The 18,892-nt window shown below is 43.2% G+C and carries 16 protein-coding genes; 3 read left to right on the plus strand and 13 right to left on the minus strand.

Annotation, left to right across the window (positions count from 1 at the left end):
* Positions 1–15: 15 nt before the first annotated feature.
* The 9 genes from gatB to NL111_RS07495 all read right to left on the minus strand — a co-directional run bounded on the left by gatB (position 16) and on the right by NL111_RS07495 (position 9,951).
* Positions 16–1,443, minus strand: a complete 1,428-nt coding sequence (gene gatB, locus NL111_RS07455) for an Asp-tRNA(Asn)/Glu-tRNA(Gln) amidotransferase subunit GatB (protein ID WP_002832213.1) — start codon at positions 1,441–1,443, stop codon at positions 16–18.
* Positions 1,443–2,903: an Asp-tRNA(Asn)/Glu-tRNA(Gln) amidotransferase subunit GatA gene (gene gatA / locus NL111_RS07460; RefSeq protein WP_220444216.1), complete on the minus strand. Its 1,461-nt coding sequence runs from the start codon at positions 2,901–2,903 to the stop codon at positions 1,443–1,445. The genes gatB and gatA overlap by 1 nt, the downstream gene beginning before the upstream one ends.
* On the minus strand, positions 2,903–3,217 hold the full coding sequence (gene gatC / locus NL111_RS07465; RefSeq protein ID WP_002832217.1) for an Asp-tRNA(Asn)/Glu-tRNA(Gln) amidotransferase subunit GatC: 315 nt from the start codon (positions 3,215–3,217) through the stop codon (positions 2,903–2,905). Before gatC ends, gatA begins: the two co-directional genes overlap by 1 nt.
* 19 nt (positions 3,218–3,236) lie before the next feature.
* On the minus strand, positions 3,237–4,394 hold the full coding sequence (locus NL111_RS07470; protein WP_004165494.1) for a CamS family sex pheromone protein: 1,158 nt from the start codon (positions 4,392–4,394) through the stop codon (positions 3,237–3,239).
* Positions 4,395–4,469: 75 nt separating this feature from the next.
* The gene (pcrA, locus tag NL111_RS07475) at positions 4,470–6,743 is read right to left on the minus strand and encodes a DNA helicase PcrA (protein WP_036685151.1); all 2,274 of its coding nucleotides are present in this window, start codon (positions 6,741–6,743) and stop codon (positions 4,470–4,472) included.
* A gap of 90 nt (positions 6,744–6,833) precedes the next feature.
* Complete coding sequence (locus tag NL111_RS07480; protein WP_285110110.1) at positions 6,834–7,973, minus strand: ATP-grasp domain-containing protein; 1,140 nt, start codon at positions 7,971–7,973, stop codon at positions 6,834–6,836.
* A 33-nt stretch (positions 7,974–8,006) separates the two neighbouring features.
* Complete coding sequence (locus NL111_RS07485; protein WP_002832221.1) at positions 8,007–8,579, minus strand: xanthine phosphoribosyltransferase; 573 nt, start codon at positions 8,577–8,579, stop codon at positions 8,007–8,009.
* A 21-nt stretch (positions 8,580–8,600) separates the two neighbouring features.
* A complete protein-coding gene (locus NL111_RS07490; protein ID WP_002832222.1) occupies positions 8,601–9,242 on the minus strand; it encodes a glycoside hydrolase family 73 protein in 642 nt (213 codons plus the stop codon).
* 100 nt (positions 9,243–9,342) lie between these two features.
* Positions 9,343–9,951, minus strand: coding sequence for an ECF transporter S component (locus tag NL111_RS07495; RefSeq protein ID WP_004165497.1), 609 nt, complete (start codon positions 9,949–9,951; stop codon positions 9,343–9,345).
* 417 nt (positions 9,952–10,368) lie between these two features.
* On the opposite strand from NL111_RS07495, the gene NL111_RS07500 reads away from it, so the two are divergent.
* Together NL111_RS07500 and NL111_RS07505 are read left to right on the plus strand one after the other, a co-directional pair.
* The gene (locus NL111_RS07500; protein WP_285110111.1) at positions 10,369–13,215 is read left to right on the plus strand and encodes a DEAD/DEAH box helicase; all 2,847 of its coding nucleotides are present in this window, start codon (positions 10,369–10,371) and stop codon (positions 13,213–13,215) included.
* 46 nt (positions 13,216–13,261) lie between these two features.
* The gene (locus NL111_RS07505) at positions 13,262–14,380 is read left to right on the plus strand and encodes a DUF4767 domain-containing protein (RefSeq protein WP_036672320.1); all 1,119 of its coding nucleotides are present in this window, start codon (positions 13,262–13,264) and stop codon (positions 14,378–14,380) included.
* Positions 14,381–14,644: 264 nt separating this feature from the next.
* Here the strand turns inward: NL111_RS07505 and NL111_RS07510 are convergent, their stop codons facing one another.
* Positions 14,645–14,902, minus strand: coding sequence for a helix-turn-helix domain-containing protein (locus NL111_RS07510; protein WP_002832229.1), 258 nt, complete (start codon positions 14,900–14,902; stop codon positions 14,645–14,647).
* A gap of 143 nt (positions 14,903–15,045) precedes the next feature.
* Between NL111_RS07510 and NL111_RS07515 the strand changes: the two genes are divergently transcribed.
* The gene (locus NL111_RS07515; RefSeq protein WP_002832230.1) at positions 15,046–15,267 is read left to right on the plus strand and encodes a helix-turn-helix domain-containing protein; all 222 of its coding nucleotides are present in this window, start codon (positions 15,046–15,048) and stop codon (positions 15,265–15,267) included.
* 561 nt (positions 15,268–15,828) lie between these two features.
* On the opposite strand, the gene NL111_RS07520 is transcribed toward NL111_RS07515, so the two are convergent.
* The 3 genes from NL111_RS07520 to NL111_RS07530 form a co-directional block, all read right to left on the minus strand.
* Complete coding sequence (locus tag NL111_RS07520) at positions 15,829–16,032, minus strand: hypothetical protein (protein WP_002832231.1); 204 nt, start codon at positions 16,030–16,032, stop codon at positions 15,829–15,831.
* Between the two features lie 31 nt (positions 16,033–16,063).
* Entirely contained in the window at positions 16,064–17,365 is a 1,302-nt protein-coding gene (locus NL111_RS07525; RefSeq protein WP_285110113.1) for a Y-family DNA polymerase, read from the minus strand.
* A 145-nt stretch (positions 17,366–17,510) separates the two neighbouring features.
* Entirely contained in the window at positions 17,511–18,887 is a 1,377-nt protein-coding gene (locus tag NL111_RS07530) for an APC family permease (protein ID WP_285110114.1), read from the minus strand.
* Between the last annotated feature and the right edge of the window lie 5 nt (positions 18,888–18,892).

Genomic DNA, 18,892 nt, shown 5'->3' on the forward strand with positions numbered 1-18,892 from the left:
TCCGCTTCTATTCCACTAACGAGCGTTGAGCTCTTGCATTAAGATTTGATTTACCACCTTCGGGTTCGCCTGTCCCTTAGTTTGTTTCATGATTTGCCCAACTAAGAAACCAACGGCCCGATCTTTTCCGTTCTTAAAGTCAATTACCGATTGTTCGTTATCATCAACTACTTGCGTAATGATTGGCTTCAAAACTGCTGGATCGGAAAGTTGTACCAAGCCCTTTTCCTTTACCCAGCTAACTGGTTCTTCGCCCTTAGTAATTGCCTTGAAGACTTTCTTAGCAATCTTCGAAGAAATGGTTTCGTCACTGATCATCTTAACCATGCTAGCAAGGTGTTCTGGCGTAATCTTCGTGTCTTGTAAGTCAACCTTTTGATCGTTCAAGTAGGCGTTTACGTCACCCATTAAGTAGTTAGCAACCAACTTAGGATCTGCATCAAAGGCAATTGCTGCTTCAAAGAAGTCGGACATTTCCTTTGTTTGGGTAAGCACCATGGCATCGTAGTCACTTAAGCCCAGTTCGTTAACGTAACGCGCACGCCGTTTACCAGGCATTTCCGGCATCTTGTCTTCTACCGCCTTGATCCATTCATCACTGATGGTGATGCTTGGTAAATCTGGCTCAGGGAAGTAACGGTAATCGTCCGCGCCTTCCTTAACCCGCATTAGGATGGTTTGACCAGTGGCTTCATCGTAACGCCGAGTTTCCGGACGCACTTCTCCACCGGATAATAAAAGTTTTTGCTGCCGCTTTTCTTCGTAAGCCAATCCCTTCCGGACGAAGTTAAAGGAGTTGATATTCTTCAATTCGGCCTTGGTACCATAAGTATTTGAGCCTTCCGGACGGATGGAAATGTTAACGTCCACCCGCATGGAACCTTCTTCCATCTTCACGTCTGAAATCCCAGTAAACTGAATCCGTTGCCGAAGTGCTTCCAAATATGCGTAAGCTTCGTCCGGTGATTCAATATCTGGTTTAGAAACAATTTCAATTAGCGGGGTTCCCTGCCGGTTCAAATCGACGTAGGAGTAGCCGTTAGGGTTATGGGTATTCTTACCGGCATCTTCTTCGATGTGCATTTCGGCAATCCCAACTTTTTTCTTCTTGCCGTCTACTTCGATTTCAATCCAGCCGTCCGTTCCAATGGGCGTATCTGCTTGGGTAATTTGGTATGCCTTAGGATTATCCGGATAGAAGTAATTCTTCCGGTCAAAATGCTGGGTCCGAGCAATGTTAGCATGCAATGCCTTGGCGGCCATCATTCCGGCTTCCACAACCCCTTTGTTAGTTTGGGGCAAAACGCCGGGATATCCCCAGTCAATTACGTTAGTATTTTCGTTCGGCTGATCCCCAAATTCTACGGGTGAAGGACTAAATATTTTGGAATTAGTTTTTAATTCGATGTGGACTTCAAGTCCGATAGTGGTTTTAAAATTCATTATTTGTCCTCCGTTTCAGGGTGTTTTTGGTAAAAATTAGTTGCCGCTTCAAAAGCAGCCCCTGCTTGATACATAGTTTGTTCGTCAAATGGTTTAGCAATCATTTGTAAACCAACCGGCATCCCTTCGCTGAAGCCTGCTGGTAATGACATTGCTGGCAATCCCGCTAAGTTAACTGGGATCGTCAACACGTCGTTCATGTACATGGTCGTTGGGTCATCAACTTCCGCACCAATTTTATAAGCTGGAGTTGGTGCAGTTGGCCCAATGATTAAGTCGTAATTTTCGAAAACTTTATTGAAGTCGTCGATGATTAAAGTCCGCACTTGGGCAGCCTTCTTGAAGAATGCATCGTATGATCCAGCTGAAAGTGCGTAAGTTCCCAGCATGATCCGGCGCTTAACTTCATCGCCAAATCCTTCGGAACGAGATTTTACGTAAACGTCTTCTAGGTTCTTTACGTCGTTCGCCCGGTAACCGTAGCGAATCCCATCAAAACGTTGCAAGTTGGAAGAAGCTTCTGACGAACCAATGATGTAGTAAGCCGCCACCCCGTAGTTGCTCCGTGGTAGGGAAACTTCTTCGACCGTTGCTCCTAAATCTGTTAGCGTTTGAACGGCTTGTTTGATGGTTGCCTTAACGTCTTCGTTAATTCCCTTGCCAAGGTATTCTTTAGGAAGGGCGATCTTCATCCCTTTAATATCTTGTCCAATCTTAGCCGTGAAATCGGGAACTTTCTTGTCCGAACTAGTAAGGTCCCGTTCGTCCATTCCAGCAATGATGTTCAATAAGGCTGCGTTATCCTTGACCGTTCTCGTCATCGGACCGATTTGGTCTAAGCTTGAACCAAATGCGATCAATCCGTAACGCGAAATCCGACCGTACGTTGGTTTTACCCCAACAATTCCGGTATAGGAAGCTGGTTGGCGAATGGAGCCCCCGGTATCTGAACCAAGTGCGGCAATCGAATTCCCAGCCGCGACCGTAGTAGCTGAACCACCAGAAGAACCACCGGGAACTTTAGTGTGGTCCCATGGATTCCGGGTCGTACCGTAAAAAGAAGTTTCTGTTGAACCACCCATCGCAAATTCATCTAGGTTAGTTTTTCCAATGACGATTACGTCGTTAGCCTTTAAACGTTCAATTACCGTCGCGTCGTAAATGGGCGTAAAATTACTCAACATCTTTGAAGAAGCGGTCGTTTTTAAGCCTTTAGTAACGATGTTGTCCTTAACGGCAATGGGAATCCCTGCCCATAAGTTGTCAGGGTCAACGCCCTTTTCGTCAATCGCTTGTGCTTGCTTTAAAGCTTCGCCGCGGTTAATGGTGACAAAATCGTTTAAAACGGCTTGGTCAGCTTCGATTTGGTCTAACGTTTGGGATACCAACTCCGTAACGGTTAATTCCCGGTCAACCAATTTTTGATGGAGTTCGGTCACCGTAATATCAAAAAACTTCATTATGCTTCCTCACTTTCATCAAGAATTGCGGGAACCCGAATGAACCCGTCTTCAGTATCGGGTGCGTTATTTAAGAGTGCTTCCTTATCTCCTGAACGAACGGCTTGATCTTCGCGCATCCGGTTCAATTGATCAGTTACGTTGAACGTTGGTTCCACATTAGTCGTATCGACTTCGTTTAATTGTTCAACTAGGTCGATGATGTCCTCGAATTGATTTGTAAACTTTTCTAATTGGGCATCATCTAATTTTAATTTAGCCAACGTAGCTACGTGTGCTACGTCGTTTTTGGTAATGTTATTTTCAACTGTCATTGCTTGCTTCCTTTCAGAATTAATAGCTTGTAAAGACGTGCGAACTAAAGGTCTTATCCTTTGATGAACGGGATAAGAAGCTTTGAACGTCGTCACTCGAACGAATCGTAATGTCGATATTTACCCCGCTTGGCAGGTATTTTTCTGCCTGGGTCGAAACAAACTGCGTGAAACTATTAATTTCTGTCTCACTATAGAATTGAGTGGTAATCGTCACGCTCATTCCTTGCATTGAATCCCCTTTGTAACGAGCCTTCGCGGTAATTCCGCTCAAGTTAGGGAAGAAACTTTCCACTTGAGTTTTGAAATTATCAAAAGCAGTCGAATCGTTGCTATTCGGCGTACTTTCGTTATCCCCGATTGGGTAAACCACGTTCTTATAATCCAAGTTTTTCCAACTAGCTAGTTGATTACCCTGGTTATTAGAATACCGGATAAAGGTTCCCCCGGTCAAACTATCATTAGACGCTTGTTTATAAACGGCAATCACGATCGGGATATCTTTGAATTCGTCTTTCTTCCGCAATCGTTGCAGTACTTCTTTAGCAATCCGCGTACTTTGCTCTTTAATTTCCGCGTCCGAAATTTTAGTTTCGTATTCTGCACCATACTGCTTCTTTTGGTAATAGTCGACCGTGTTCATTGCTAGTCCAATCGTGACCCCCTTCAACTTCAAGGAGTTCCCCGATTTTTGCATGTAGTCTTGTTCTTCAAGTGCCTGCAAATAAATCGGGTTTCGCTTATCAGGATCTTTAGAACCATTATCCTTCGGATTGAGGCCATCAGGGTTCTTCTTGGACTTTCGGTCTAGCCAACTTTGAACCGTATCCGAACTAAGGTATTGCCCCTCTTGGAAAACGTATTTAGATGGCGCGAAAACTTCTTTGGAGACGTCTTGCAAGCCCGTTTCAAAACTCTTCGTATTATTTACGTTGCCATTTTGATCCGCAGTTAACCCACGGGACTTGCTGACCACGTACTTTCCATTTTTTATCACTCCGGCGTATTGTCCAGAAGAAGAGCCCGTTGTTTGATAAGTTGTCTTTTTATTTTTTTCACCGGTCACGTTATTGGTTGCCGACGACATAGAAGAATTATTTAATCCCCCACAAGCCGACAAACCGACTCCGAGTAATAACGTGGCAACTAATAAGCTGATTTTTTTAGTTACTTTCATAGAAAAGTTCCTCAAACTTTCGTTATATACCTAATTATACCGCTAAAATAAATCACATCTTGTCTAAGGTTAAGCTTAGTCCGTAACCCGCTTAATCGGTGCAAAGGCTGCTAATAGACGCTTAATCCCCTGATCTTTAAAGGCGATGTCTAATTCCACGTCTTCGCCAGTTCCAGAAACCTTAACCACCGTACCAACACCCCAAGCTTTGTGTTGCACTTTATCGCCAGCCGCCCAACTAACTTTTTCTGCGCCAGTACCTTGGTTAGTAGATACTTTAGCACGTTGAGTACCGTAAACACTAGCAGTTGCCCGGGCGTTTCGTTCCCGATCAAACGGATATTTATTTCTACTGCTTGAGCTGAACCCTTGAACTTGTTCGTTTTCGTCTTGTAAATATTCTGCGCTAATTTCCCCAATAAAGCGAGATGCAGGGTTATTTTGCGTCCGCCCGTATAACATTCGGGAATAAGCGTTCGTTAAGTATAACTTCTTTTGTGCGCGGGTAATTCCCACGTAAGCCAACCGGCGTTCTTCTTCAAGTTCGTCAGGATCGGTAGCCGCCCTAGATAATGGGAAGACCCCTTCTTCCATTCCTACTAAGAAGACTACGGGGAATTCAAGCCCCTTCGCCGCGTGCAAGGTCATCAGCGTTACTGCCGATGGTTCTTCTTCTACATCGTCTTGGTCAGAAACTAAGGCAAGGTCTGCTAAAAAGTCCACTAAGCGAACGTTATCACCATTTTCATCGGCAACTTCGGTTCCTTCCGCGTCGTTTTGTTCGTCAAATTGCTTAGTTACCGTGAGGAATTCGTTGATATTTTCTAACCGAGCTTCCGCTTCCATGGTTCGGGTTTGTTCCAAGGCTGCCCGGTAGCCGGTTTTATCTAGTAAAGTTTCCGTTAATTCCGTGATGGAAAGAAATTCGGCGGACTTCCGTAAAGCATCGATTGTCTTGGCAAAATCTTCAATCGCGTTGCGCGTGCGCCGAGCAATTCCGTTAGCAATCTGCACGTTGCGCGCCGCTTGTAAAAGTGACCAACTATTTTCGTCCGCAAACGCCTGTAGCTTAGCCATTGAAGTTGCACCAATCCCTCGTTTGGGTTCGTTGATTACCCGTTCAAAACTCATGGAATCCTCTTCGTTAGCGATCAACGTGAGGTAACTGAGAACGTCCCGAATTTCCTTGCGGTCATAGAACTTATGTCCCCCCACCATGGTATAAGGAATGTTGGCCTTCACGAAGGTATCTTCAATCAACCGGGATTGGGCGTTCGTCCGGTATAGGATTGCAAAATCACCGTAATCAAAATTATTTTCTTCAATTTGCTTGCGAATTTGTTGAACAATGAAATGGACCTCATCATTGCCGGTTTGCCCCCGGTAGTACGAAATTTTAGCCCCTTCAGCATTATCCGTCCACAATTGCTTAGGCTTGCGTTCCACGTTGTTAGCAATCACGTCGTTAGCCGCGTTCAAAATATTTTGGGTAGAACGGTAATTTTGTTCCAACATCACCGTGTGCGCGTCGGGATAATCAGATTCAAAATTCAAAATATTTTGCATGTCGGCACCCCGCCAACCGTAAATACTTTGGTCAGAATCCCCCACTACGCATAGGTTCCGAAAACCTTTTGCCAACATGGTAACCAGTTGGTATTGCGCTTGGTTAGTATCCTGGTATTCATCCACGTGAATATAGTGGAATTTGTTTTGGTAAAATTGCAACGTTTCGGGACTTTGTTCAAACAACCGAATTGTTTGCATGATTAAGTCGTCAAAGTCCAACGCTTGGTTGGCTTTTAACCGTCGTTGATATTCGTCATAAATCTTACCAACCGCCTCATCATGCGGGTTACTTGCATTTTCTTGGTAATCCGCCGGAGTCATTAAATCGTTTTTGGCGTTGGAAATCTTTCCCAATACCGACCGAGGATCGTATACTTTTGGATCGTAATTCAAATCTGCAAGTACGTGTTTGATCAGCGTCCGTTGTTCACTAGGGTCGGCGATTGAAAAAGCCCGGTTGTACCCGATCTGTTCAATGTCGCGCCGTAAAATTCGTACGCACAACGCATGGAAAGTGGAGACCCAAATTTCAGATGCCACTTCGCCCAATAAATTAGCCACCCGTTCACGCATCTCCCGAGCCGCCTTATTGGTAAAGGTAATGGCCAAAATGTTCCAAGGATTTACATCCTTTTCTTCAATCAAATAGGCCACCCGGTGCGTTAACACCCGTGTCTTTCCACTACCAGCACCCGCCATGATCAGCAACGGGCCCTCCGTTGTTTGGACGGCTTGCTGTTGCATATCATTAAGACCTTTTAATAAATCATTTTCAGGCAATTCGTTCAATCCTCTCTATTTGTAACTAAAAAACAACCACAGACCATTATAGCAAAAAAGCCGGTTCATTAACCGACTTTAAAGCGACTTTTACCAAACATCTGTATTATCAATTTGCTCTTGAATTTGCTTGGCGTTGTCGCCATCCGCCAACACGTAGCCCACGTGATTTTCATCCTTGTGTTCGCTAACCTGCGGATAGAAATGGAAGTGCCAATTATCTTTGATTAACCACTGTGTTTTAATTTTTTGCATTTGCGGTTCGGCAACGTTCAACATGATGGTCGGCACTTGAAGCCGAATATCACTGATCACCATCCCACTGAGGGCCCGCAAGGTTTCTTCGTAAACCGTTGTATTCGAAGCTAAGTTAAAGATATTTTGGGAACGGTGAATTCCAGGAATCAACCGTTTTAAGTAAATTTCTCCATCTTGGACGTAGAACACAATTGAAAAGACCCCTACGTATTCAATTGAATTGGCGATTTTCGTTGCTTGTTCCAATAGGTTATTTTGAATCCGCGGATCAATATCTACTGGAACCCGAGTTTCTTTTAAGTGATGGTTTTGATAGATATTCTCCACCATTGGGAACATCTTTTGCCGGTGTTTTTGGCCCTTCACTACGCTTAACGCAACTTCACGACCAGTGTCCGGCCATGATTGTAGTAAATAGGTCCCCCGTTCGAGCAATGGCGCCGCCTTGGGAACGTCAATTTCACTTTCCAACAGCAAGCTTTGTTCATTTAACGGATCTTTCAAGATTGGTTGTAAAATTCCGGGATACCCAATCTCATTAACCGAATCGTATAGATCATCCAAATCGACGATGGTAACGTATGGTGCCGTTTTAATTCCGAGTTGTTCCATCGTGGCCTTTTCAATGATTCGATCTTGGTTGAGCTCAAGCAACTGGGTTCCTTGAGGGATGGAAACAAATTGTTGTAGGTATTTAATGATCTTAATATCGACCATCTCGGATTCATACATCACGATTTTGCAGCGTTCCGCAAATCGTTGAAGTTTTTCCCCATCGTTTAAGCTTCCCACGAAACTTTTATCCGCATAGTGAACCACTTCATTTTGCTCCGACGTGACGTAAACGGAAACTTTAAAGCCCATCGACTTAGCGGTGGTTACCAATTGAACACTGGAACGCCCTTCGCCGATAATCCCAATCATATCGCCTGGATAAATAATCTTTTTCGAAGTAATTACCTCATTTTCCACTTTTGATCATCCTGCCTGTTCCTCAATCTATAATTACTCAAATTCAACTTGACCATCGTCAGTTAACGCCTTAATTTTAGCTAAGGACTCTAGTTGCACGTTGCGATCCTTGATGATTTGACTTCCCTTTTGGAAGGTCTTTTCAATCACGATTCCGACGCCCACCACGTCGATTTTAGCAGCGTCCGCAATGTCAAATAAACCAGACACGGCTTGTCCATTAGCTAAGAAGTCGTCAATAATTAGTACCCGATCGTTAGAATCAATGAACCGTTTGGAAATCGAAATTTGATTGCTGGTTTGTTTGGTATATGAATAAACTGACGCCGTATATAAGTCATCTTTCAACGTTAAACTTTTGTGCTTCCGCGCAAAAATTACCGGAACGTCCATTGCCAATCCGGTCATTACTGCGGGAGCAATCCCTGAAGATTCTACGGTTAAGATTTTAGTTACCTTTTGGTCCTTAAACAACCGCGCGAATTCTTTTCCAATTTCAAACATTAATTGTGGATCAACTTGATGATTTAAGAAGCCATCAACCTTTAAGACATTGTGTGGTAAAACAATTCCTTCTGATCTAATCTTGTCTTCAAGTAACTTCATCCCGTAACTCCCCCTGAATTATTATTTATCATATTGATTTAAATTATATTTTTGAATCAAGTTAATTAACTTGGCTGGATAATCCGGATCCGTGGCGTATTGAGCGTCGTACAGCGCTTGGGCAGCTTGCTTATAATCACTTGCCGTAATTACCGCTTGATATTGCCGTGGGTTCCAATTAGTCCCGTTCACCAGTAGTAGCGAATGGTCACGCATTGACTCTTGCCACGAAGAATAAACTTTAAAACGGGCCGCCACCGTGACCCATTTGCCGTTTACAAATTCCTGCGTTTTAAAATAACGACTGTTCTGATCAGAGTCACCTTTAATTCCGTAGTAATTATTAAACTTTTTGGACAGCGTACTTTGTCCCCAGTCTGATTCTAGAATTGCCTGAGCCATCGTAATGCTCGGCAAAATACCATATTGCCGCTGCATCTGCTGAGCATATGGCGCAATTGTTTTTATAAACTGTTGGTGACGCTGTGCGGTGGCACTGGTGGTGGTCAAGTTATCCGTAACCTGGGTAGCTTCCGTTCGGAGCTTCATTCCCAGTTCAACTACCAAGCATACCACTAAAAGCAGCCCAATAATTGACGAAACTTTTAACTGTCCCTGTTGATAAAAAAAGTTATTCTTTCGCCTACGTTTTTTCTTCGCCACTGGTGGTCAAGACCCTCCATTTTAGTGTACATACTTAGTTTAACCGAAGCACCTTAAAAATAATAGTCCGGTTCTCCGAGATTAAACAAAAAATAACTTTTTACTGCTTAAACCGTTGCTGCCCGACTTTAGAATACTTTAATAGCGGTACAGCTAATAACGGAGCAATAATTCCAGCAGCAATGGCTTCGGGAATTCCGTGTACACCGGCAACCGTTAATAAGTATGGCATTAACTCCTTTAAATTAAGTGCTGCGTAGACTTGTGAGCCGTTATGATAGAAAACGTAAATCAAACTCAGCACTAACACCGTGTTAACTAATGAGCCAAGCACGGAACTGATTATAAATGTGACCTGTTGAGGCAGTTTGGTTTTAATTAACCAGTTGACTAACCACCCGGTGATTACCCCAATTAAGATGCGGGGGACGATTGAAATCAACGGATTAACCATTACGACATTACCTAGTGCACTAGACGTGACGGTAATGGCCCGTAACCAGTCAACTAGTCCCCAGATTCCACCAACGATACCTCCATCTACGGGTCCTAAAAGAATTGCCGCTACGATGACCGTGATGTGGATTGTCGTAATTTCTAGCATCCCCACTGGAATGTAACCGACTAAAGGAACGTAATTTTGAATAATAATGATTGCTGCAAATAAAGCTAAAATACTAATTTTACGTGCATGATTTTGCTTTTGCATAATTAAACTCCTCGTTGGAAAAAGATTGGATATATTATAGCACGAGCTGACGACCAATCCGGGGAGGTTCTTAACGATCAATTAAATTTAATAGCGTACTTCCTGTAGAATTTTTGTCCCTCTAATAGCGCAGGTGGTTTCTCGCAACTATTTACCCTTTAATAACTTTCTTCGTGGACGAGGATCGGGTAAATTAGTTACCTCGTCCAGTTAATTACCGTCTACATAAATACATTCCCCATTTTAATTACTAATTTGGCTATTAACTAACTCAAAATTTGGCTTAAGTTACAAAACCTGCCCGTCAGTCGCAACCACTTTAAATAACGATTATTTAAATTAAATTTAACGGTACTTTTCCCAAAAGCGCGGTAAAATACATGTAACATTGATAAACTACGTTTTTAAGGAGCACTTATGAATCTTGAACCTAACTTTAATAATTCAATTTTAGCCGCACTTAGTAATTACCAGCTGCCTGCTGAAAATGAGTACCTCCCCCAATTAATTACTAACCAAACTGCCGTCAACCTTAAGCTCCATTTAGAACAAGAGTTGCAAAATTGTACTGGGTTTACCTTAGCCGTTGCTTTCATTACAAACGGTGTCCTCACCGATTTAAAGGTCCAGTTTGCTGATTTAGCTATTCAAAATATTTCTGGTCGCATTTTAACTTCAACTTATTTATATTTTAACCATCCCCATGTGTTCGAGGAACTTTTGAAGATTCCTAATGTGGAAGTCCGCATTATTGATCAACAACAAAATTTTCACGCCAAAGCCTACCTTTTTGACAAACCGGAGGGCTACCAAACCTTTATCCTCGGGAGCGCTAATCTAACTGAAGCAGCGTTAATACAAAATTACGAGTGGAACATTAAACTAACTGCGCATCGGCACGGACAACTAGCTCGCACAATTAATCACGAAGTGGACCAGCTTTGGCAAAATGCGCGTCCGCTTGATGAAATTTGGCTTAGCCAATATCGCAAAGCTTATCAGCAAGCCGCCCCTCGGTTAACATCGACACCGTCATCGTCACCAACTACTTCGATTACCCCTAACGTCATGCAAAAGGATGCCCTCGCCTCACTAACCGAATTACGGCAATCCGGCGCCAAGCGTGGCCTTATCGTTTCCGCTACCGGAACTGGTAAAACTTACTTAGGCGCTTTTGACGTACGGAATTTTAATCCTCGTAAATTTTTGTTCGTCGTTCACCGCGAACAGATTTTACGCAAGGCATTACGTAGTTTTCGAAAAGTACTTGGCGGTCCGGCAAGTGATTACGGAATTCTTTCCGGAAATCAGCACGATACCAACTGTAAATATCTTTTTGCTACCATTCAAACCTTGTCACGCGAGTCAATTTTACAATCCTTGCCCGCAGATATGTTTGACTACGTTTTGATCGACGAAGCACATAAAGCTGGCGCGCCCACCTACCAACAGGTGATCGACCATTTCCAGCCCGAGTTTCTTTTAGGGATGACCGCCACTCCGGAACGAACGGACGATTTTAACATTTACGAGCTTTTTGATTACCACATTGCCTATGAAATTCGCTTGCAAGCTGCCATTGAATCCGATATGCTCAGCCAATTTCATTACGTAGGAATTACCGATTACGAATACCAGGGTCAGTTAATTGACGAAAAAACTCCGTTACGCCATTTACTCGCTCAAGAACGAATGGACTACGTGGCTGAACAAATTGATTACTATGGTCACGATGGAGAAAGAGTCTATGGCTTAATTTTTTGTAGTCGTCAGGCTGAAGCCGTGGAGGTCGCTCAAATCATGACGGCAAAGGGGCATCCCACCCGCGCTTTGACCGGAAACACCTCGGTAAGCGAGCGTGAAAAAATCATTCGGCGATTTGAAAAGGGTGAATTAGAATATTTAGTTACCGTCGACATTTTTAATGAAGGGGTCGACATTCCGAAGGTTAACCAAGTGATTATGCTACGCAATACCGAATCCAGCATCATCTTCATTCAACAACTCGGACGTGGCTTAAGAAAAGCTCCGGAAAAATCTTTCGTAACGATTATTGACTTTATTGGTAATTACAAAAACAACTACTTAATTCCAATTGCGTTGACTGGTGACCAATCCCTGAATAAAAATCGGCTTCGGCAGCAAATTGCCACCAATCAAACCATCGGGTTGTCTTCCATTAACTTTAGTCGAATTGCTAAGGAACGGATCTATCAGTCGATCAACCATAGTAATCTCACCCTGTTGGCAACCTTACGTGAGGCCTATCAAGCATTGAAAAATAAATTGGGCCGCGTGCCCCGATTAGCCGATTTTCAAAAATTCGGCTCGGTAGATGGTCAAGTTTTAGTCGATAAGTACGAAAACTATCAGCAGTTTTTGATTAAAATGCATGACGAACAGCCACTTACTAAGTCAGCAGACGCCTTTTTACGCCTAATTTCGCGGGAATTTTTAAACGGCATGCGCATTCATGAACTAGTTTTACTACAACAGTTGTTTAAGCAGCCCCGGTACGCTAAGCAAGCGTTGGTCAGCCGACTTCACGAACTGGGAACTTATACTGATCCAGCAACTTTGCAGTCGGTAAACAACCATCTCGATTTAAGTTATTTTCAGCCTCGTGATCAAGTTAAATACGGGCAAACAGCTTGGGTTACTCTGCAAGATGGTTACTATCAGCTTAACGATGAGCTCTGGGCACAATATCAGCAAAATCCGTACTTTAAAAACTTGGTTGACGATGCCTTACAAGTTGGCATGTGGAATAGTAAACGATACGACCAACAAACGAAGTTCACCCGCAACCAACGTTACACCCGCCGACACGTCAACCGCTTATTAGGCTGGCCTAAAGACCAATCTTCCGCGATTTACGGCTACAAAGCTAATCAAGGAAGTTGTCCGCTTTTTGTCATTTACCAAAAACGTCCCCAGTCTCCGGTTGCTGCTCGCCACCAAAACGTTTTCTACGATACCCAGACGTTAAGCTGGTTCACCAAAACGCCTCGTAAGTTAGATTCTAAAGAAGTGGTCCACCTTCTTAAGGGAAATCGGCAACAAACCATCGCTTTTCCCCTCTTCGTAAAGAAAAGTGAGGACGAAGGTGCGGATTTCTACTATCTCGGCCTGGTAGATTTTGATTTTCAGTCTTTAGAACAACAGACCCGGATAATCAATGGACACGAAAAGCCAATTGTTAAAGCTAACTTACAATTGCGGACGCCGGTAGACTATCAACTGTATCTAAACCTCATTAATTAAGGTACACTATAAACTGTAAACAATTATTCAGTTTGGAGGAGTAATTTTGCAGAATTTAAAACGAACTTTCGGCTGGTTAGCTAGTATTGGAATGGGAGCCTTATTACTAACCGCCTGCGGAAATTCTAATTCTTCATCATCGTCCGTGCACCAAAATACCGCAACGGACCTCACTAAATCGAGTCAAGCACGCTCAACCACCCACAAAGCAACCCCAAGCGCGCTGTGGGATCCACGGAAAGCTGAACAACTTAGCAGCTTTATGGAATCCTTCGGTCAAACGATGGATCAAAGTTATACTGCTTGTACTCCTGGGCATAACACCACTTACGCCGGATTGCATTACCCTGACGATCTCAAACAGCGACGCACTGCTTTTGACGATCAAAAGCTTTCTGCCGGATGGGCACCCACTGGGAAGGGACATTATCGCGTTAATGTCGTAGCAGTATATGAAGATCCCGGACAAGGTACCTTAGGCGGTCACGTTTACCTGTTCGCCATTAAAGATGGCAAACCCGTCGTGTACCACACTTCCCAAAATCAGGGAATGCCAGACAACCTTACCCACTTCACCACTACTGAGAATCAGACGCTTAGGCAAGGATTCGCTAAGATTGTTGCGGGCCAGCAAGTAGCGTTGCCAAATAAGTCCTCATCTTCTAAAAAAGCGGTAGCTCCTACGCACCATTACGTTAAGTTTGTTTTTCCACAATGGATGCAGGGAACTTGGTATTCTGCTGATGACGATGGCAAAATCGAAAAATTAGTCGTTACTGGTAACCTCCTTAATACGGACGGCGTGAAAACCCCGACCTACGACGGAGCGTCCCGCACCGCAGCCGACATGAAAGTATTGAATGGCGGCGGAAAACCCGATCCTGCCAAAACCGATTGGGGTGCCGGAGGGTTAAACAGCCCTTCTGAAAGTTTATTTGACGACCCTAGCAAAGTTTCGCAAGTAGTCAACGTCCGCGGCTGGTATCAAGGTGCTGGAGACGGCACGTACTTTTATACTAGTACCGAAAAAGATGGCGGACAGCCGTTCACCGTCCTTACTCAAGCTGGCGGGGCCGGCATGTGGCTGACTGCGCACTATTACCGTAGTGTGGACCTCGCTAAACAACACCAAGACGAGCATTACTCAACTGATCGCGATAATTAAGCCCCTACGCCTTCCTAACAAAAATAGACTAAAAAATGCTTTTCAAGAACTTAAAAATTCTCGAAAAGCATTTTAAATTTGTTGATTTTAAAATAGGTTCAACAGGTACGTTAAAAATTAGTTTATCCTGCTTATCTGGAACAGTAATTATGCTAAATTCAGCCCTAATTACTAGTTTTCAGTTAGCACTCGTAAACTACCCGATATACCATTATTCTCTATACTAATTCACCATTAACAAATCAGGAGGTTGTCCTAGCTTTGTTAATGGTGTTTTTTACTGCTGATTTGTTTAATTTCTTCACGTGCTAATTCGTTTAAATCCAAGTCTAAATAAACTGCCAATGCAAATAGCGCTTCAATTGACATTCGTCGCGGTACTGGAGTTAATTCATCTTCATAACGAGAAAGCATACTAGTTGATATGTCAATTCCATACTCATCATGAATACTACGAATCAACTCGATTTGTGACAGATTTCGTTGCTTTCGTGCATTTTTCAGTATAGTTCCAAAAATCAAAGGTAAATCCTCCTTACTACTAGATGTATTAATTCTAGTACATTTATACCGAATAGAGTACAAAGCATTGCTAAGGAGACCCTTTTAGGGTTATAATCCCACAAGAGGAATCTTTAAAAGGAATAAAAAATCGAACTAATTGGATGGTGATTTTTTTGTGTGATAACTACCGGGATTTTCGCGGCGTCTTAGCTTATCTAAAAGAAAATCAAATTAAACAGGAAACGGTCGCAAATTTTTTAGGCATTGGTCGGACCACCCTGAACCGTAAGTTAAACGGCGCAAGTGAATTTAAGCTCTCTGAAGTCAAATTGATTCATGAGCATTTTAACGTACCTTTAGAAATCTTTTTTAAAGATGTCTGAGTTAATCGATTAAATATCAGTTCACTATCAATTAGTTGCATTATCCTTATTGATAACTAACTATAAATTTAGCAATTATATTTTAAACATCATTGCAGTAGTCTTGTCCGAAGTTAGGTATTCCCCATATGCCGTGATTCATGTCAGCCAACGTGAAGATAAACTTCTACTACTGCTGCAATGTTTTCATCCGCAATGTAGTCGTGCAGACTCATTGCGGTTTTACTTTTGCCAAAATAAAGTTTAAATTTTTGATAACGTTGTTACACATTTAATTTATTACGCCTTACAAATATTCGTTTCAGAATCCCATTTATCTCCAGGCGAAAATGATATACCTTAAATAAAAGTTATCCCTTATATCATTATCATCTTTTTTGTAATTTTAGCTCAAAAACTAAAAAAATTGAGACGCACCTAATCTCAATTTGTCTTATTATAATGTTGCAACATAAAGTTGCGAATTCGCTTGTATTTTTTAATGCTTCTCCGCACTCAAAAAATATATCGAGTTATCTTTTCTTTCTAACCGCTGAACGTCCTCCTCGGGACGTTCTTTTTTTACGACCCCTTCCCTGGTTCTTCTCCGATCCCATAGTGTTTTTCATCCCATTGTAGTTTTGCCGTTCGCTGTTCAGCATCCCTTTTCAACGCATTTAAATGGTCAGATAAATAGTATCCCTGCCATTTAATGATGCCCCGGTCAACGTAATAATAATCAAAAAATTCTTGTACATCCGCTTCCGTAAATCGATCGTATCGCATTATAATTTTCTCCTAAAGAACCGTAATTAAACTATTCGTACGCGTTTCCGCCATTATGGCCTCCTACCAAGCCGGCACGGTTAATCGCCGTAGCCCCCGGAGTTTTACTTCGTGCGTATACTAGCGCTTTAAAACCATACTGCTGGCGAATTTTGTCCACGGCTTTTTCGATATCGTAATACTTAATCTGCTGGGTAGCTGGGTGAAATAAATCTAGTTGCTGGCCAGTTGCGGGAGCTAATTTACTTGCATAAACGGCAATATTTCGCACCGCTTCTCCTTGCCAATTTTCTCGAAAAAGCTGAATCAGGACATGCGTAAGCGCAAAATTTTCGTTAGTAGGCGTAATTTTTTGGGCCACGTGAAAACCGCCCCGTCCATCCTCAACGCTGGCCGCGTAGGAAAAACCAATCCCTAATGAAATGCACCGGGTCTGCTTTTGGCGATGGCGTAACCGGGCTGCTACTTGTTCTCCAATTTCCTTGATTACCGTCTCAATTTCTAACTGTTGACAATAATCGCGGGGTAAAACCTGCGAATTCCCCACACTACTATCCTTAGGCTGAATCGGCTGTTGTAATTTACTACGGTCAATCCCCCACGCGGTGGCGTAAAGTTGCCAGCCAATAATTCCTAACGCTTCTTTTAGCTTAAAGGGATTGGCGTGAGCAAGTTCTGCCATTGTATTGATTCCTAACCGATTCAACCGCCGTTCAGTGCGTTTACCGATTCCCCAAACTTCCGTTAAGTTAGTAATTGGCCAAATTTTTTGAGCCACGCTTTCATAATGAATCTCGCCAATTAGCGCGGGACTTTTTTTCGCGTAAAGATCAAGCGCTAACTTTGCTTGCACTGGGTTATCCCCAATTCCAATCGTGGTGTAGAGCCCCAGTTGCTCACAAACGGTGCGTTGGATTTTTTGGGCAACTTCCCGCGGAGTTCGGCCAAATAATCGCCACGAACGGGTAACGTCTAAAATTGATTCATCAATTGAATATGGCAACAAATCTTCATCAGCGACAAACTGCCGAAAAATATTGTTAATTTGCAGATTCTTTTGAATGTAGAGGTTCATCCGCGGCGGAACTACTAACAACTGCTTCGTATTAGGCAAATCCCGTTGGCGAGAGACGTTTGCGTGCAAATTAAACAGTTTTTTAGCCATCGGGGAAGTTGCCAACACTAATCCTCCGTTAGTATTAGCTTGTTCCGACATTACCACCATCACCGCCCTTAGTGGGTTAAGCCCCCGCTGAACCGCCTCCACGCTGGCGTAAAAGGATTTATTATCAATCAGAAAAAACACGCCCCGGGGTTCCTTTCGATAATCCATCTGTTAATTGCCACCTTTAAATTAACTTATTCATCACCATTATCGAACAAGTGTTCGCGTCGGTCAAGTAAAAAAGCCAGGAACTTACTTAGTTCCTAGCCCTCGCATCCGTATGCTTAAGCAAAGTTGCCACTTGTTTGACCGTTCAAGGATCGGTCCGTTCAATAATGTGATTTTTAGAATATAGTTCGTACAGTGCAAATCCTACCACGAGCCATCCTAAATAAAACTCCCATGCCGAAAAAGTAATATTAGCCAATAAAAGCGCACAAATTAACATCGCAGCGATTGGGATTACGTTCCCCAACGGGATTCTAAAGGGTCGTGGCAAATCCGGATACTGCCGACGTAATAAAATCACGATTAAGGAAATTAAGAAAAATACCGATAACGAGCCCACGTTAGCAATCAACGCTAGATTTCGTAAATCGAAAAAGCCAGCTAGCAACGCCGCAAAACATCCACTAATCCACAATGCTAAGTTAGGACTTTGCGTTTTTGGGTTTAGTTTTGCCCAGTTTTGGGGTAAGAACCCGCCCCGGCTCATCGCCTTCATGACGTTGGAGTTAGCGTAAATAAACGCGTAAACTACCGCCATAATCCCCAAAATAGCTCCTGCGGAAACCACTTGCGCCGCTAAATCATGCCCCTTGATCAATAAAACATACGCCATTGCTTCCGAAACGTTTAGGTGTGGATAAGCCACCACTCCGGTCATTACCATGCTGACCACAATGTAAAGTGAGGTGGTTACCACTAACGAGATGATAATCGCGCGCGGGAGGTTGTGACGCACATTTTTAGCGTCTTCGGCCGAAGTTGCTAGCGCGTCAAATCCAAGAAACGTGAAGAAAACGGTCGAAGCTCCCGTGACAATCCCCTTAATTCCATACGGATTAAAGGAACTCCAATTACCCGCCTTGACATTGGGGACGCTCACCACGATAAATAGCGAAATGATCGTCAACTTCACTAAGACCAGCGCGTTATTGACCCACTTACTTTCTCCCGTCCCCTTCGTTAAAACGAAGGTGATTAAAAGGATCATCAAAAAGGCTGGTAAATTCATCCAACCGCCCATGGACGGCGCCACTAACAGCTGGTGGGGCAAGTTAACTCCCACTTCATGCAAAAATGAATGAACATAGCCGGTCCAACCATTTGCAACTGTAGCTGCCGTAGTCACGTACACACCTAATAAGGTCCAACCTGCTAAAAAACCTACGAGTTGACCAATGCTAACCCAAGCATAAACGTAAGCGCTGCCCGAATTAGGGATCGTCGTTGCCAATTCGGAATAGCATAGCCCAATTAATCCACTAGCCAACGCTGCAATTAAAAAGGAGAAAACTACCGCTGGCCCGGCGGTAGTGGCTGCCACAATTCCGGTTAACACCAAAATTCCAGTCCCAATAATCGCGCCTATTCCCAAAATTGATAAATCAAACAAACTCAGCGTTCGTTCTGCTTCACTTTTAGCAGCACTTTTAAAGATAAGCTCTAAATTAATTCTATTTTTCATAAGAT

This window comes from Pediococcus sp. AC40, from assembly GCF_030252485.1.
GTDB lineage: Bacteria > Bacillota > Bacilli > Lactobacillales > Lactobacillaceae > Pediococcus > Pediococcus acidilactici.

Coding starts and splice junctions, on each gene's coding strand:
- gatC (WP_002832217.1), bottom strand. CDS start 3,217: ATGACAGTTGAAAATAACATTACCAAAAACGACGTAGCACACGTAGCT.
- NL111_RS07495 (WP_004165497.1), bottom strand. CDS start 9,951: ATGCAAAAGCAAAATCATGCACGTAAAATTAGTATTTTAGCTTTATTT.
- NL111_RS07525 (WP_285110113.1), bottom strand. CDS start 17,365: ATGGATTATCGAAAGGAACCCCGGGGCGTGTTTTTTCTGATTGATAAT.
- NL111_RS07500 (WP_285110111.1), top strand. CDS start 10,369: ATGAATCTTGAACCTAACTTTAATAATTCAATTTTAGCCGCACTTAGT.
- gatA (WP_220444216.1), bottom strand. CDS start 2,903: ATGAAGTTTTTTGATATTACGGTGACCGAACTCCATCAAAAATTGGTT.
- NL111_RS07515 (WP_002832230.1), top strand. CDS start 15,046: ATGGTGATTTTTTTGTGTGATAACTACCGGGATTTTCGCGGCGTCTTA.
- NL111_RS07530 (WP_285110114.1), bottom strand. CDS start 18,887: ATGAAAAATAGAATTAATTTAGAGCTTATCTTTAAAAGTGCTGCTAAA.
- NL111_RS07485 (WP_002832221.1), bottom strand. CDS start 8,579: ATGAAGTTACTTGAAGACAAGATTAGATCAGAAGGAATTGTTTTACCA.
- NL111_RS07470 (WP_004165494.1), bottom strand. CDS start 4,394: ATGAAAGTAACTAAAAAAATCAGCTTATTAGTTGCCACGTTATTACTC.
- gatB (WP_002832213.1), bottom strand. CDS start 1,443: ATGAATTTTAAAACCACTATCGGACTTGAAGTCCACATCGAATTAAAA.
- NL111_RS07520 (WP_002832231.1), bottom strand. CDS start 16,032: ATGCGATACGATCGATTTACGGAAGCGGATGTACAAGAATTTTTTGAT.